Genomic DNA, 15833 nt, shown 5'->3' with positions numbered 1-15833 from the left:
GCTACCACCCTAGCGAGCCTGGGAGGAGCTTCTTGTGCAGAATAACCCGGTGCAACCGCTTTTCTGCCCTATTCACCTGCGAAGCTGGACCGGTAGGCGGGCTGGTCGGGGCAGGTTCCTAAAACGCCCTGCATGGCCCGTTTCTCGGCCTGGGTGACGGTGAGATGGTAGGCGTCCTTGACGGAGATTTGCCGGGCGACGTACTCGCACCGGTAGCCGGGCTGGGGGAGCCAGGCGGCGGCGTCCTTGTCGGATTTCTCGGTGTTAGCTAGGTAGCCGGCTGCCTGCAGGTTGAGGGGGTCGTTGGCGATCAGGGCGCGTTGGGCATCCCCCCAGGCCCAGGCGCCAGATCCCCAGGCGTTAGAGAGGGCAACAACGTGGTCTACCGGAACTGCCTCACTGGTGTCGGGGCCGCGGGTAAAGTCGATGGTTTCGGCTGAGTAGGGGTCAAGCAGGGTGCCGGTGAGGACGCGGCAGCGGGAGTCCCGCTCGATATCGGTTAGGTCGCGGGCCAGGACGTCATTGCGCTGGTCGCACCCGTTGCCGTCGATATCCGCCCAGGGCTCGCCAAAGGCGGCGCGGGCATAGGGGGCCTGGCTGCTGCGGTCAGCTACGGTCAAAGAGTCTAGGACGGCGGTGGCGGTGGAGTAGGTTTCTACCCCGCTGTGGGCAAAGCCGGTGCTGACGGGCTGGCCGACATCCCAGATAGCCTCCCAGGCCAGGCGGGGATTCCACTGGTGTTTACCCAGCCAGAAGAGGGAAGCGCAGAGAAGCACCACAAGAAGCAGGACGGTGAGGGCCCGGCGGAGGGTCTTGCCGAGGGCACCCCACCAGCGCACCCCGGCACGAATCTGCCGGTCACTTACCTCGGGCACCTCAAGGGTACGGGAGCGGCGGCGGGAGGGCTTGAGCTTACTCAAAATCGTCGATTGCTACATAGCCCTGACCCGTGACCGGAACCATGGGGACGGACCCGGTCGAGGGGTGGGCGGCACTGATAGCAGCTGAGCCCGCAGGATCATCAGACTGGAAGTAGTCGGGCTGGTTAGCCCCCATACCGTAGCGCATGGCTGAGATGATGCCGGTAGCAGCCTCTGCCACCGAGAAGAAGTTATGGGCCCAGCGGCCGGTAGCCGTGGGCGGGGCCCACCCCTGGCTGGTCAGGTAGTCGGCATCGACCTCGACGGTGATAGCGTCAAACTCCTCGGGGGAGGAGAGCTCACAGAAGTAGCCAGCCGGGGAGCGCAGAATGCTGACGTAGTTGGTGTAGTCGCCGGTAGCAACCACATCGGGGGAGATATAGTACAGGCGCAGAGAGAGGCTCCAGGGCAGTTCTTCTAAGCGCTGTTCCATGACGCCGGTGAGCTGCTCCCAGGCCCGGGCCTGCTTCTCAGCCTCACTGAGGGTCTTGGGCTGGACCACCCCGATCCCCTGGGCCTTAATGTCTTCAATATTGAGCGGTTCAGTGGGGTCGCTGGCTGCCGAGGGCACCTGGCGGGCAGGCAGGGAGGAATTGCCCCCCAGGACCAGGGCGTCGTTAATAAGCTGCCGGCCAATCCCCAGGGCCTTATGCCAGGAACCGTACTTGGCACGGACGGCCCCCAGGTGGGGTACCCGGCCGCTGCGGGTTGGATCTTCAGCCCAGTGGCCGTAGAGCAGGACGGTCGGCTTGCGGTCATAGCGGATACAGAAACTCAAAAACTCGCCCAGGGTATTGCGGAAGGTCCGCTCACTCAGATCACTTGCCGTCAGGGAAATACCCAGCTCTTCGGCGTCCGGCGGGCAAACCCCCACCTTGAGCAGGGCCCTCGCCCAGGAGCGCTCACCTAAGCGGTCCTCGATCAGGGCCCGGGAGGGGGGCCAGGAAAAATCCCCCCGGGACAAATGGGCCACCTCAGCCGGAAGGTTCTCAAGGAACTCGTCATACGCGTGCTCCTCCAACTGGGTGTAGGGGTGATCTGCCATGTACTCCAAGGCCCCACCAATGCGTCCCAAAATCGTGGCAATCGTTTCAGGGGCAACCGAAAAAGACTCCAGCATCCGGGGCAAATCCTGAACGATGGTGGGGTCCAGGCGCACCGCGGCATATTCATAGTTAGGCTCAAAATCATAGGAGACAGCAATGGCATACCAAATCGCCGACGCCATCAAGACATTGCTGTGGGTCTGGGCCTGCTGCCCCTCAAAAACCCAACGGTCTGAATACAGGGCCCGCTCAAGAAGCTCCCGGTCAATGGAGGGAAAAACCGCAACCACCCGGCTATAGGCCTCAGAAGCTGTCCAACCCATCGATACGAGATCGGTGAAGAAGGCATCATAGTTTTCACAAAACTCAGCAAAATCTCTGTCCTGATGGGCCTGCATGCTAAAACTCCTGATGACATTGGGGTTGGGGGCCACAACCCCCGTGGTTCACGCACTCTATCTTATGACTTGGGAAGACAGCACACCACAAAAGGGTAAAACTGTTACGTCCCAGGATTCTGTGGAGCACCTTTCAACCGGGCTCCGACCTTGCCCTGAGCCCCACCCACCGGCCCGGTTATTAATGAGAAACTAAGAGAATGACAAACGCAGGTTCCGCAGAACACCAGGCCCAGGGCCTTCCCCCGATCGAAGAGCGCATCGCCTCTGAACTTGCCGTGAGCACCCACCGGGTAGCTGCCGCCGTCCGCCTGCTCGACGAGGGCGCCACCGTGCCCTTCATCGCCCGCTACCGCAAAGAAGCCACCGGCGGCCTGGCCGACACCCAGCTACGCACTCTAGCTGAACGCCTACGCTACCTGCGCGACCTGGAAGACCGCCGCGCCGCCATCCTCACCACCCTGCACGAAAGAGCCCTGCTCACCGACGAGCTAGCCGCCGCCCTCGCAACAGCCCCCACCAAAAACGAGCTCGAAGCCCTCTATGCCCCCCACAAGACAAAACGCAAGACCCTGGCTTTTCTCGCCCGGGAGGCCGGGCTCGACTCCCTGGTGGAAGACCTGCTTGAAGTGCCTTTTGCCCCCACCGCCGAGATAGCCGACGCCTACGTTGAACCTGCGCTCGCTGACGCTGATCCCGGCACCGTTGAGGCCACCGTCTCCTCGGTAGAAAATGCCCTGGACGGGGCCAGGGCTATTCTCATTGAGCAGGCCATGACTGACCCCACCCTGGCTGAGACTCTGCGGGCCCGCCTGCACAAGCGCGGCATGATTACCTCCCGCCTGATTCCCGGCCAGGAAGATACCGGCTCCAAATTTAGCGACTACTTCGAATTCAATGAGGAAATCCGCCGGATTCCCTCCCACCGCGTCCTTGCCTTACTCCGCGCTGAAAAAGAAGGGGCCGTCAAGGTCACCCTCGATGTGGACGTGCTCCCCCCGCCGAAAACCGGCCTCACAGGGGCTGCCCGCGAAGCGGCTGAGATCCTGGCTGAAGAGTACGAGCGCGAACGCAGCTGGTATGAACGCACTGTTGCTGAAGCCCTGGGAATTGGGGCCCAGGTGCTGAACATGGTGTCGGATGAGAGCATGGTGGTTGGCTGGCTGGCCAAAACAGTACGGACGGCCTGGCGGCAGCGCCTGCTGCCCCGGTTGGCAGCCGAAACCCGCACCGTCCTTTTCGAGCAGGCAGAGCAGGACGCTATCACCGTCTTTGCCTCCAACCTGCGCGATGTGCTGCTGGCAGCCCCGGCAGGTTCCCGCCCCACCCTTGGCCTTGACCCGGGTCTGCGCACCGGGGTGAAGGTCGCCGTCATTGGGGCAACCGGCCAGGTTCTGGCCACCACCGCCATTTACCCCCACGCCCCGCGCAACCAGTGGGAGGCTTCCCTCGCCACCTTAGAAGAGCTGGTGGCCAGCCACGGGATTGAACTGATTGCTATCGGCAATGGCACCGCCAGCCGGGAAACCGACAAACTAGCCGGGGATTTGCTGAAGCGCCTGGCTGCCCGGGGGATACGCGGGGTGCAGAAGGTCGTTGTCTCTGAAGCCGGGGCCTCGGTCTATTCGGCCTCAGAGCTGGCCTCTGCCGAACTGCCCGGCCTGGATGTGACCCTGCGCGGGGCTGTTTCGATTGCCCGCCGCCTCCAGGACCCCCTGGCCGAGCTGGTCAAAATTGACCCCCAGTCCATTGGGGTTGGCCAGTACCAGCACGATGTTTCACCAGCTGCCCTCACCCGCGCCTTGGACGGGGTTGTTGAAGACTGCGTCAACGCCGTTGGTGTGCTTGTTAATTCTGCCTCCCCGGCCCTGCTGGCCCGGGTCGCCGGTTTCAACCGCACGGTGGCCGATAATATCGTCACCTACCGCACCGAACACGGCCCCTTCACCCGCCGCGCCGACCTGCTCAAGGTGCCCCGCCTGGGGCCCAAGGCCTACGAGCAGGCTGCCGGCTTCGTCCGTATCACCGGTGGCTCCGAGCCGCTGGACGCCTCGGGCGTCCACCCCGAATCCTACGAGCTTGCCCGGGCCATCGTTGCTGCCGCTGGCGGTTTTAAGGACGGACGGGTGGAGGCTTCTGCCCTGGAAGCCCTGACCCCGGCTGACTTTGTGACCGAGGAACACGGCCTGCCCACCGTTACCGACATCATTGCCGAGCTTGGGGCCCCCGGTCGCGACCCCCGCCCCACCTTCCGCACCGCCCGCTTTGAAGAGGGTATTGAGACAATCAGCGATCTGGCCCCCGGCATGATCCTGGAAGGAACCGTCTCCAACGTCGCCGCCTTTGGTGCCTTCGTCGACATCGGCGTCCACCAGGACGGCCTGATTCATGTCTCGCAGATGAGCCGCGACTTCGTCTCTGACCCCCACACCATCGTCAAATCTGGCGATATTGTGCAGGTGCGTGTGGTTGAAGCTGATCCTGCCCGCAAACGGATTTCCCTCTCCCTGCTCCTGGACGAGCCAGAACCTCGCGGGCGTAAAACAAGCGGACGCCGGCGCCGCTAGGAAGCACGGCAGGGGTAGGACGCGCCGGTGACCAGCACCCTGAACGTCAGCCCCGAGCCAGCTGGCTGCCACCGCGCCGCCCCTGCATCACCCCAGCAAAGGATTCCCCCATGAACTCTCTGACCATGAACGATGGCCGCGCCATACCCCAGCTGGGTTTTGGCACCTGCCGGATTGCCCCCGAGGCTACCGCCGCCGCAGTGGCTACCGCCCTGGAGACCGGCTACCGTCATATTGACACCGCCACCATCTATAAGAACGAAGCCGGGGTGGGGCAGGCGGTAGCAGAATCCGGTGTGGCCCGCACCGACCTCTTCATCACCACCAAGCTCTGGAACACCGACCAGGGCTATGACACCGCTATTGAAGCGGCAGAACGCTCCCTTGAACTACTGGGTCTTGACTACCTGGACCTCTACCTCATCCATTGGGCCCAGCCAGCCCTAGGCCGCTACCGGGCCTCCTGGGAAGCCCTGGTTGAACTGCGCGAGCGCGGGCTGGTTCGCTCTATCGGTGTCTCTAACTTCACCGACACCCAGCTTGACCAGATCATCAGCGATACCGGTGTCACTCCGGTGGTCAACCAGATTGAACTGCACCCCTACCTGACCCAAACCCGCATGCGGGCAGAGAACTTAGCCCGCGGCGTCCTGACCGAGGCCTGGAGCCCCTTGGGCAACGGGCTGGTGCTTACCGACCCCGTTCTGAAGGAACTGGCAGATAACCGGGGTATCGGGGTCGCCGAGCTCGTGCTGGCCTGGCACTTGGCGGTGGGTAACGTCGTGATCCCTAAGACCGAAACCCCGGCCCGTATGGCCTCCAACCTGGCGGTGCAGGGGCTGGAACTGACACCGGATGAGATTGCTGCTATCGAAGCCCTTGACCGTGGCCACCGACTCGGCGGCGACCCCGCCGAAGGGGACCTGGGCGCACCTGAATATAGCGACCGGCCTACGTTCACCCCTACCGAACAGGCTAGGGGCTAGGAGCCGGGAGGACTAGAGTGGGGTGTGACCGTGCATACGCGAAAGGACAAGATATGACTGAGTCACCCCGCCTCACCTTCAACGACGGCAACAGCATTCCCCAGCTGGGCTACGGCGTCTGGCAGGTAGAAAACGAGGTTGCAGAAAAGGTTGTGGGCCTGGCCCTTGAGGCTGGCTACCGCCACATCGATACCGCCAAGATTTACGGCAACGAAGAGGGCACCGGCAAGGCTATTGCTGCCTCCGGCGTCGCCCGCGAGGACGTCTTCCTCACCACCAAGGTCTGGAATGACGAGCAGGGCTATGACGAGGCCATTGCAGCGGCTAATGCCTCCCTGGAGCGCCTGGGCACCGACTACGTTGACCTGCTCCTCATCCACTGGGCTAAGCCTGCCCAGGGCCGCTATGTCGATACCTGGAAGGCTCTCATTGAGTTGCAGAAGCAGGGCAAGGCCAAGTCCATTGGTGTTTCTAACTTCCCCGAGGAACAGCTGCGCGAAATCGTTGCTGAAACCGGTGTTGTGCCCGCTATTCACCAGATTGAGCTGCACCCCTACTTCGCCCAGGAGAACCTGCGTGAGGTCCACGCGGAGCTGGGTATCGTCACTGAAGCCTGGAGCCCCCTGGGCAACCGCTCTGACCTGCTGGAGAATCCCGTCATCGGCAAGATTGCAGAAGCCCACGGCGCCACCCCCGCCCAGGTGGTGCTGGCCTGGCACCGGGCCCACGGCATCGTGGCTATCCCCAAGTCTGTGACCCCCGAGCGTATCGTCTCTAACTTCCAGTCCCTGGACCTTGCCCTGACCGGCGACGAGGTCTCACAGATTGACGCGCTCTCATCAGCTGAGGGCCGTATCGGCCCCGACCCTGCTGATATCGACTTCTAAGAGAAGACCGATAGACGGCTAACACAGCAGCAGGCTCACGCTGACCGTGAGCCTGCTGTGTTTTAAGAATCAACGACGGGCTGCTGCCGCGTCTCTGGAATGGGCTCGGGCACATACCGCCAGAGGGCAGGGGCTGCCAGCGTAGCTAGGGCAATAGTGACCATGACCAGGGTTCCACCGGCTACAGCGGCTAGGGGAGAGCCCACCAGCTCGGCAGCCCCGCCCACAAAGGCCATACCCAGGTTGGGGCCGCCCGCTACCGTGATAATGAAGAGCCCCTGCAGGCGTCCGCGCAGGGCATCGGGGGTCGCCACCTGAATAATGGTGGAGCGGTAGACCGACCCCAGGGCGTCCGCCCAGCCCATAAAGGCCAGGGCCGCAAAGGCCAGACCCAGGGGCAGCAGGTTCTCGGTCAGCGAGGCGCTGGGGATACGCCCCTCATAAGCCCAGGCCACCAGGCCGAAGGCGATAAAGCCCAGCCCCCAGCCCGTATAGCTGAGGGTGAGGAAGCGGCCCTGGCGGCGGACGTCCTTCAAGAAGCCAGAGAAAGAAACCCCCAGCAGGGCACCGACCGGCCCAGCGGCTAGCAGCAGCCCAGCACCGGCCTCACCGCCGCCGAAGGTGAGGGCGGCGAGGGCTGGAATGAGGGGGCGGGCCTGGGCGAAGAACATACCGAGAAGGTCCACCACGAAGGTCATACCCACCACCGTATTGCGGCGCACAAAGCCTAGCCCCTCACGGATTGAGGTGAGAACGGACGGACGCGCCGCCCCACCCTGCTCCGGGAGCATGGCCGGTAGCCGGTAGAGGGCCCAGATACCGACGGTCATGGCAAAGACGTTGATGGAGTAGGTGAGCTGGTAGCCCACCGAGGCCACCAAGAGGCCACCCAGGAGGGGGCCTGCGCTCATGCCCAGGGTTCCGACCGACATCATGAGGGTGTTGGCGGCAGGGAGCAGGCGCGGTTTGATGAGGCGGGGGATAATGGCCCCGCGGGCGGACTGGTTGATGGGCTGGAGCAGGGACTCGGCGGCAATGAGGGCATAGAGCACCGCTACGCTGTGGATATTGAGCCAGGCGTGCAGGGCAATGAGTACGGTAACGCCCCACATACCCAGGGTTGCAGCTAAGGCGACCTTGCGTCGGTCGTAGCGGTCGGCAATCACACCGCCGTAGAGGCCACCGATGATCAGCGGTACCACCGAGACCAGACCCACCATACCCACTGCCCCGGAGGAGCCTGTCAGGGCATAAATCTCTAGGGCGATCGCCACCGAGGTGATCGCAAAACCTATGGTGGAAAAGAGCCCGCCCAGCCAGATACGCCTGAAGTCGGGGGAGTAGGTGAGGGGGGTGAAGTCCATGAGAATCTTACCCACGGTTTACTCTCCTTTCTTGTCTGCCAGGGCGGTGCCCTCCTCAGGGGCGGGGGACGCTAGCAGGTCACGGATTTGGGCGGCGGTGAGCTGGGAGGCAAAGAAGGACCCTTCATCGACCACAGCATCAAAGAGGGCAGCCTTGGACTCCTTGAGTTCCATGACCTTCTCTTCGATAGTGCCCGCCGATACCAGGCGGTAGACCATGACGCTCTTGGTCTGCCCGATACGGTGCACCCGGTCAACGGCCTGCTGTTCGGCAGCCGGGTTCCACCAGGGGTCCATGATGAAGCAGTAGTCGGCGCTGGTCAGGTTCAGACCGAAGCCACCGGCCTTCAGGGAAATCAGGAAGACAGGGACGGTGCCCGCCTCAAACTTTTCAAGGAGCTCCCCGCGGTTGCGGGTGGCCCCGTCCAGGTAGAGGAAGGGGATACCCATGCGGGAGAGCCGCTCAGCCACCTTCTGCAGGTAGCCGGTGAACTGGCTGAAAATCAGTGCCCGGTGCCCGTCATGGATAATCTCGGGCAGGTTTTCTTCCAGGTAGTCCAGTTTGGATGACTCCACCCCGGCGTAGCGCTCAGAGTCAATGAGGGTGGCGTCCAGGGCCAGACGGCGCAGGGTGGTCAGGGACTGGAAGATGGTGAAACGGTTCTTGTCGATATCCTCCAGTAGGCCCAGGATTTTCTGGCGCTCGCGCTGCAGGTGGGTGTCGTAGGCCTTGCGGTGGGCCGGGGCCAGAGGCACGTCGATGCGCATATCGGTCTTCTCGGGCAGGTCGGCGGCCACCAGGTCCTTGGTGCGGCGCTTCATCAGCGGACGGATCCGGCGGCGCAGCCTGCCCAGGGCCTTGGTTTCTTCCCCTGATTCAATGGGGGTGGCGTAGACGTCCTTAAAGGCGCGGGCCGAGGGGAAGAGCCCCGGGGCAGCGATAGAGAACATGGACCATAATTCCATGAGGTTGTTTTCCATGGGGGTGCCGGTGACCGCAATCTTGACCCGGGCTGGCAGGTCGCGGGCGGCCTGGTGGGCCTTGGTTTTGGCGTTTTTGACGAACTGGGCCTCATCGAGCACCAGTCCCTCAAAGGGCTGCCGGGTGCCCAGCTCAAAGTAGTGTTCTTCATCGAGCCGGAAGAGGGCGTAGCTGGTCACCACCACGTCGGCTCCGGCGACGGTATCGGCCAGTCGCTGCTTCGACTTTCGCACCGATTCTTCCACCCCCACCACGGTGAGGGAGGGGGCAAAACGCTTGATTTCCCGTACCCAGTTGGGCACCACCGAGGTGGGGGCGACCACCAGGAAGGGGGAGGACGCGTCCGCCCCGCCTTCTGGTGTGCCGGGCTGGTGGGCGGCACCCAGCGGGCTGGCGGCGTCCTGCTTTTTCTGTTGGGCGTGCAGGAAGAGGGCGATGGTTTGCAGGGTTTTACCCAGGCCCATGTCATCGGCCAGCACCCCGCCCAGGCCGTGTTCCCAGAGGAAGGCCAGCCACTGGTAGCCCTCTACCTGGTAGGGGCGCAGGGTTGCCTGCAGGGTGGCGGGCACGTCGGCGGGGGAGCGGTCATCGAGGTTGAGCAGGGCAGAGACTTGCTCATCCCAGGCGGCCACGGTCTGGGTTTCGGCGGCTAGCTCTTCGAGTTCTTCCCAGAGGCCCACCTGGTGGCGGTTGATTTCGAGCGGGCCGGTCTTGTCGGTGAGCTGGGCGGCTTCGCGCAGCAGCTCTTGTAATTTCATAAACTCGGGCCGGTCGAGGGCAAAGTACCGGCCGTTACCGAGCAGCAGGTGGGTTTGGCCCTTGGCCAGGGCCGCAACAACTTCGGAGAAGGCCACATGCCAGTCCCCGGCCTTGATAGCAACACCTAGGCCGAACCAGTCCCGGCGGCGGGTGTCATCAACGGTTACGACAATCTCGGGGGCTTCGTCGAGCTCCCGGAACTCAGGGACCGATCCCTTGAGGTCAACGCGCACACCCTCGATGGCCCGGTAGGCGGGGGCGTAGGTTTCAAGGAGGGTGCGGGTGGCCCAGTTCTCTGTGGTGTGGCGGGTGAAGGGCACTCCGGGGCGGATTTTTTTGACCTCTTTGAGGACGCGGTACTCGTGGGCGGTATCGCGCACGTCGGCCCGGTCTTCCCCGGGGTAGCCCAGGGCGTCGAGGGTGATGTAGTCGTCGGAATCGCCGGTGGGGTCGGTGGGGTATTCCCAGTGCCAGCTTGTGCGGGCTTCAAAAGGTGGGCCGGGTTCGTCAAAGTGCACAGAGAGCACCAGGGTGGGCACCCGGACGGCCGGTAGTGCCAGGGTGGGGCTGGTGGTTGATACGGTTACAGCGCGGGTGAGGGCCGGGTAGAAGTCTGAGAAGAAGGCCGGGACGTCGGCAGCCGGGATGGTGACCGGGTCGCTGGTGATGAGGGATTCAGCCACCGGGTCGACGGGCCCGTGGGCTGGAATGAGGACTAGGTGGGCTTCGGGCCCTAGCCAGGCCGGTTTTTCACAGGACGTTTCAGCCCCGCTATCTAGCCCGCTGCCCTCCTGGTCCTGGGGGAGGGGGGCCGGGGCGTCCTGGGGGACTTCGCTTTCTTCACAGTGGGCCAGGGCAGAGGGTAGGGCTGTTTCCCAGCGGGCGTCAGCAGCCGCCCGCACATAGGTTTCCTGGGCTGGGCCGGCAAGGGCTATGTACCCCTGACGGGTTGAGCCCAGCTTGTGGGTGTAGTTGGCGGGAATCGTGTAAGAGCCCCAGCGCAGGAGGGGGGTGAGGGCCAGGGCGTCGGAGGACGAGCCCCGCTCAGGGACGGGGGTGAGGGCAAGTTCAATCCGGGCCGGGTCTGCAATGACCAGCCCCGCCTCCTTACCCTCTAACAGGATGGGAAGGCCAATATCGTCTGTGGCCCGAAGGAGCTGCCACAGCAGGGAGGACTCAACAGTGGAGAGGGAGGCCCAATCCCGGTGCGACGAATAGATGGACTGGGAACCGCGGATCACCGCGTACAGCTCCTTGAACCAGGCTGCGTGTTCAGCCAGCAGGCCGGTGCTAGAGAACCCGGTAGAGGAACCTGAGAACTTCTCCCAGCTCAGTCCCCCCTTAATCCATTTGCCCCTGGCCCCCATCATGACGGGCCGGGCTTCAAGCGATACCCGGGGAGCCCCGGCGTTCTTGGTCCAACCGAACTTACCGGGAACCACCAGTCGCACATCGAGGGCTCCTGAGGCCCCGTGATTCCGGTTGTCATACCCCGGCCGGGCCGCCAAAGAGTGGGCTAAGGACCGGCGCCAGGCGGGCAGGGAACTGTCGGGGGCAGGCGGGGCCGCCTGAGCGTCGTCCTGCTGCATACGGTCACCATAGCGCTGTTTGAGCAGGTCAGTTGCAGCCTGAAGGCCCATAGAGTTAGCCCAGTCCAAGAACTCCTGCTGCTCTTCCTGACTTAAGCTCTCCATGAGCGAGGGCTTGGCAGGTGGCTGCGGTGCTGCTTCTGCGGAAGGTGCCTGCCCGGACGCCCAGGTGCGGGAGGAGGCCGTAATGGCCCGCTTTGCCTTGGCTGACCGGTCAATAGCCGTCAGCATTAGAGCCACTGCGTGCTTACAGTTATGCAGAACCGGGCAGCTGCAGGTTGAGGAAAAAGCAAAGGAACCTGCAGCCACCTCAGCTGGGAAAACAATCCGGGTCTGGTAGGGGGAAGCCCCCGAACCGGCGACCTGACCAACCAGAGTACGCTGGGGGTCATCGTAGGTGTACCGCACCACCTTGCCCTCGCGCATATACCGCTGCCCACGGGTATAAGCACCGGAACCCACCTGCCGAATAATTGCAGGAGCCGTTACCGGAATCTCAGGGAAAGCAGACACCTCGAAACCTCACTTCACGCTCTTAGCCTAGTCTTCTAGCGTATCGCAGAGCAGAGAAAAAAATACCGTGAAGATGTATTGATTAAGTGGCCCGCAGGCCGTATGCTGGTAACCAGCTTCAAGAGATTCAACTGTTAAGCTCCGACTTTGGTTGAACGCCAACCCCATGTTCACGGGTGGCTCGGATGACGAAGCGGTCTGCATCGCGCATATCCGCGCTGTTTGGTGCAGGCAAGAGCAAGTTTCGAAAGGAATGCGCACCTCACGCGCGAAAACGGCATGTCACACGCTCGCTCCAATGCCCACCGTCCCCATGTTTCTGTTCAGAAGAACATTTCTGCAGCCTCTGTTCCTGCCCGCGGCGGTTTTACGGCCATGAGCATCCAGGACTACACTCGTATTTCAAACGAACGTAGCGAATTTCTCAACTTCCTTCTTTCCCCTAACCCCAGCGGTATTCCTGCTACTGAATACGGCGTTCTGAAAGCTGCATGAGTCACGTAGGTTACCTTCTCGATTCTGATGTCCTTGCCGAGATCCGTAAGGCAACCCCTTACCAGCCGGTGGTGAACTGTCTGCGTCGGCGCTCCTACCGCACCATGTATATTTCGGTCTTGAGCTTGGGTGAATTGAAGGGCCTCTACCCCTACCCGGAGACCGAGCGCTGGCTCGCTGAGCTCATGGAGCGCTTTGGCACCCATGTTCTGGAGGTTGACGCTGAGGTGTCGCTGGAGTGGGCCGGCCGGCACGCTGAGAAGCACCTGCACCTGGTGGGGGGAGCCCGTCCCGCCCCCCTGGCCACGGCCGCCCTGGAAGGGCTAATGGCCGCAACAGCTACCGTCCACCAGCTGGAGATTATTTCGGGTAAGGCCGAGATCTATAAGTCCTGGGGCGTCCCGGCGGTGGACCCCTGGGAAGACTAGATGTTATAGCTCTACTCCAGGGTTTTGCAGGCTCACAGCGAAGCTGCTGGCTCGGCGGCTGGCGTGAATCGCTTGTGAGCGAAGCGAACCGGCGAGAGGGTCGGCAGCGAGCGTGAGCCTGGAAAACCTTTAGTAATTTCGCGTCCGCGCTATCGCAGCCGCCACCAGTCGGCGGGGTAGCGCTCGGGAGGCTGTAACCGCCAGCTTGTAGGGTAAGGACGGCACACAGATCGGCTTCCCTGCCGTCACCGCAGCGATACCTTCGGCAACAACCCGCTGGGGGCTCAGCCACAAAAAGTTCGGTAGGCTGGGCTCACCCTGGCCCATAGCGTCGTGGAACTCCGAGCGGGTCAGCCCCGGGCAGAGGGCCGTCACATGGATACCCCGGCTCGAATACTGCAGGTGGGCCGATTCTGAGGCCACCACCAGGAAACGTTTAACCGCAGAGTAGGTGCCGCCGGGGGTAAAGGCTGCCACCGAGGCGACGTTAATAATGCGCCCCCGCCCGCGTGGCAGCATGGCAAGAATTGCGGTGTGCATGAGCTGGAGCGGGACCCTGGCCAGCACATCGACCTGGTCTAGGTGGCGCTCAACCGGCGCTGCATCAAAGCTCTTGCCGAGCCCGAAACCCGCGTTATTGACCAGTATCTCCACGGGGCGCTCAACCTGCTGGAGGCGCCCAACCAGGCGGGTGACGTCCTGCTCCACCAGCAAATCGGCAGGGATTACCTCAACGTCTATCGCGAACCTGCCGCGCAGCTTACCTGCTAGGTCCTCTAGGGCCTCGGCCCGCCGGGCGGTGAGTACCAGGTTGTACCCGGCTGCTGCATACTGGCGGGCAAACTCGGCCCCGATACCTGCCGAAGCGCCGGTAATCATCACATATGAAGTTTCACTGCTCATGGCTCCCACTCTACCGCCGGGGCGAGCAGGGCCGGTTATCTTCACCGCACTCTTACCCCGTCTACCGGCGTCATCAGGCACACAACAGAGAAACATGACATGATAAAAGGACGATGAAAACCACCGCGCGTCCCCACCGTACCCTGCCCATGCCCCTCTGGCTCCAGGGCACCGTCGAACTAGCCCTCGTAGCCCTCACCTCCTACCTGGCCGTCGTCCTTATTCTGACGGCTATCTGGTACACCAAGGGCTTCAACACTGCCAACCTCGCTGGCGCGGTTTCGGTAGCCGGCCATATCTGGCTACTCATTCACGGGGTGCCCCTGCACTTAGAAGTGCCCGAACAGGGGGGCTTTGCGGCTATCTCCGGCACCATGAGCCTGGTGCCCCTGGGTCTGACCCTCATCCCCCTGGCCCTCTGCTACCGTTCCGGCCGCCGCCTGGCCCGCGCCAGCTACGAGGGCCAGTTCTGGCAGCCCCTGGCCGGCGGGATGGGCGCCTACGCAACCGCCGGTGCTGGAATCAGCCTGCTCTCCAACAATCAATCCTTCTCAACCCACCCCGTCCTGGCGGCGCTTGCCCCCCTCTGCCTCGTGATCCTGGGCCTGATGGCAGGGGGCTATGCGGAGTCCCGATCGCTGGCGGCCATGATCGGGGTCAATGCTGCCGACTGGGTCAAAAACTTTAGTCAGTACTCCCGCTGGGCTGGCTCCTACCTCTGGGCGCTGGTGCGCTCTGCCCTGGTGGGCCTCCTGGCCTTCGTCTTGGGAGGGGCCCTCCTGCTTACCGCCAGTATCTTCTGGCACTGGGACGACGTGGTTGCCCTCTACCAGACCCTGCACGCCGGGGCCGTGGGTGGAGCCGCCCTCACCCTGCTCCAGCTGGGCCTCATTCTTAACCTGGTGGTCTACTCCATGGCATGGAGTACCGGTGCTGGCTTCTCCCTGGGGGAGGGCACCCGGGTTGATCTGACCGGCACGGAGGTGGGGGTGCTTCCCTCCCTGCCCCTGCTGGGAGCCCTGCCGCACGCGTCCGAACCCTGGGGCTACCTGGGCCTGGCCCTGCCCCTGCTTGCAGGTGCCGTGGGGGGCTGGTGGTTCTTCAGGGAAGGGGAGAACCACTTCGATGAGTGGATGAGCCTTAAAATCCGGTTCCGCTGGATCTCCTGGCCCCTCTCAACCCTTGGCCTGGGCCTGCTTACCCTAGTCCCGACCTTCCTGGTGGTTCTTGCCCTGGGTTGGTGTGCCCGGGGTTCACTGGGTATCGGCCGCTTCACCGCCATTGGCCCTGACCCGCTCATTTTTGCTGCCCACGCCGCCGTCCTACTGGCTGCCGGGGCCATGCTGGGGCTGGCAGCAGCCCACCTCTTCATCCGCGACACCAGCTACGAGTTGGAGCGCTTTGCTGATGAGCCCCTGACCCGGGCCGAGAAGAAGGCAGCCCGCACAGCCGCCCGAGCCGAGGCAAGGGCCCAGCGCCAGGCGGCAAAGGCTGCCAAGAAAGCTAAGAAGCAGAAGGTTGAGGGTAAGGACGCTCCCGCCCCTGCTGAAGGGGAGGGGCCAGAAGAAAACCCTGAAGTTGCTGACACTTCACCTGAGACTTCAGCCCTGGACGTTACTGGTGGCGGTGAAAGCGAAACCGCTGGTGATACCGAGGCCGGAACCGCCGATGAGGTAGCCACCGATGAGGCTGCCGACGGCTTGGCCGAAGCGGAGCAAACACCCGATATAGCGGAGGAAGAGAGCGAAGCTGCAGAGCCTGCGGCTGAGAGCCAGGACGGCGAGGGAAGGAGCCCCGCCGACGAAGCCGAACCGGCGGAAGAGGCCAAGCCCTTCCGGCCGGTGCTCAAACGTCCCCAGGCCCGAAAAGCCCGCCGGGAACGGAAACTTCAGGCCCTGGCTGAAGAAGCCCACAAGCAGGACTAAGACCGCAGGCCTGTACCTAGGCCCGGTGCCCTACCCGGGGCGCACCCTAGAGCCTCGGGGGCAGGAGCCCG

11 protein-coding genes and 1 riboswitch are annotated in these 15833 nt (G+C 63.3%); of the genes, 6 read left to right on the top strand and 5 right to left on the bottom strand.

Features of this window, described 5'->3' with window-relative positions; all coding sequences use genetic code 11:
- Positions 1 to 68: 68 nt before the first annotated feature.
- Together ACMXX3_RS09475 and ACMXX3_RS09470 are read right to left on the bottom strand one after the other, a co-directional pair.
- The gene (locus tag ACMXX3_RS09475; protein ID WP_421084464.1) at positions 69 to 920 is read right to left on the bottom strand and encodes an HNH endonuclease family protein; all 852 of its coding nucleotides are present in this window, start codon (positions 918 to 920) and stop codon (positions 69 to 71) included.
- Entirely contained in the window at positions 913 to 2364 is a 1452-nt protein-coding gene (locus ACMXX3_RS09470; RefSeq protein ID WP_421084463.1) for a hypothetical protein, read from the bottom strand. The genes ACMXX3_RS09475 and ACMXX3_RS09470 overlap by 8 nt, the downstream gene beginning before the upstream one ends.
- A 200-nt stretch (positions 2365 to 2564) precedes the next feature.
- On the opposite strand from ACMXX3_RS09470, the gene ACMXX3_RS09465 reads away from it, so the two are divergent.
- From ACMXX3_RS09465 to ACMXX3_RS09455, 3 genes are all read left to right on the top strand, one after another.
- Complete coding sequence (locus ACMXX3_RS09465) at positions 2565 to 4931, top strand: Tex family protein (RefSeq protein WP_421084462.1); 2367 nt, start codon at positions 2565 to 2567, stop codon at positions 4929 to 4931.
- A 110-nt stretch (positions 4932 to 5041) separates the two neighbouring features.
- Positions 5042 to 5917 (top strand): aldo/keto reductase, encoded by an 876-nt coding sequence (locus ACMXX3_RS09460; RefSeq protein ID WP_421084461.1) that lies wholly within the window; start codon positions 5042 to 5044, stop codon positions 5915 to 5917.
- A gap of 53 nt (positions 5918 to 5970) precedes the next feature.
- Positions 5971 to 6804 carry an aldo/keto reductase gene (locus ACMXX3_RS09455; protein ID WP_421084460.1) on the top strand — a complete coding sequence of 278 codons (834 nt, stop codon included), beginning with the start codon at positions 5971 to 5973 and terminating at the stop codon, positions 6802 to 6804.
- 62 nt (positions 6805 to 6866) lie between these two features.
- Here ACMXX3_RS09455 and ACMXX3_RS09450 read toward each other — a convergent pair whose 3' ends face one another.
- Together ACMXX3_RS09450 and ACMXX3_RS09445 are read right to left on the bottom strand one after the other, a co-directional pair.
- Positions 6867 to 8183, bottom strand: coding sequence for an MFS transporter (locus ACMXX3_RS09450; protein WP_421084459.1), 1317 nt, complete (start codon positions 8181 to 8183; stop codon positions 6867 to 6869).
- A 3-nt stretch (positions 8184 to 8186) separates the two neighbouring features.
- A complete protein-coding gene (locus tag ACMXX3_RS09445; RefSeq protein WP_421084458.1) occupies positions 8187 to 12011 on the bottom strand; it encodes an SNF2-related protein in 3825 nt (1274 codons plus the stop codon).
- Between the two features lie 116 nt (positions 12012 to 12127).
- A riboswitch (SAM riboswitch) is annotated at positions 12128 to 12255 on the top strand.
- Positions 12256 to 12290: 35 nt separating this feature from the next.
- On the opposite strand from ACMXX3_RS09445, the gene ACMXX3_RS09440 reads away from it, so the two are divergent.
- Positions 12291 to 12506, top strand: coding sequence for a nuclease PIN (locus ACMXX3_RS09440; protein ID WP_237188419.1), 216 nt, complete (start codon positions 12291 to 12293; stop codon positions 12504 to 12506).
- Positions 12503 to 12934: a plasmid stabilization protein gene (locus ACMXX3_RS09435; RefSeq protein WP_421084457.1), complete on the top strand. Its 432-nt coding sequence runs from the start codon at positions 12503 to 12505 to the stop codon at positions 12932 to 12934. Before ACMXX3_RS09440 ends, ACMXX3_RS09435 begins: the two co-directional genes overlap by 4 nt.
- Before the next feature lie 129 nt (positions 12935 to 13063).
- Here ACMXX3_RS09435 and ACMXX3_RS09430 read toward each other — a convergent pair whose 3' ends face one another.
- Positions 13064 to 13837: an SDR family NAD(P)-dependent oxidoreductase gene (locus ACMXX3_RS09430; RefSeq protein WP_421084456.1), complete on the bottom strand. Its 774-nt coding sequence runs from the start codon at positions 13835 to 13837 to the stop codon at positions 13064 to 13066.
- Positions 13838 to 13950: 113 nt separating this feature from the next.
- On the opposite strand from ACMXX3_RS09430, the gene ACMXX3_RS09425 reads away from it, so the two are divergent.
- Positions 13951 to 15762 (top strand): DUF6350 family protein, encoded by a 1812-nt coding sequence (locus ACMXX3_RS09425; RefSeq protein ID WP_421084455.1) that lies wholly within the window; start codon positions 13951 to 13953, stop codon positions 15760 to 15762.
- Positions 15763 to 15833 lie beyond the last annotated feature (71 nt).

This window comes from Rothia nasimurium (assembly GCF_049068285.1).
Taxonomy (GTDB): Bacteria; Actinomycetota; Actinomycetes; order Actinomycetales; family Micrococcaceae; genus Rothia; species Rothia nasimurium_I.
The sequence above is the reverse complement of the archived record's forward strand: the minus strand, read 5'-3'. Positions and strand labels throughout refer to the sequence as shown.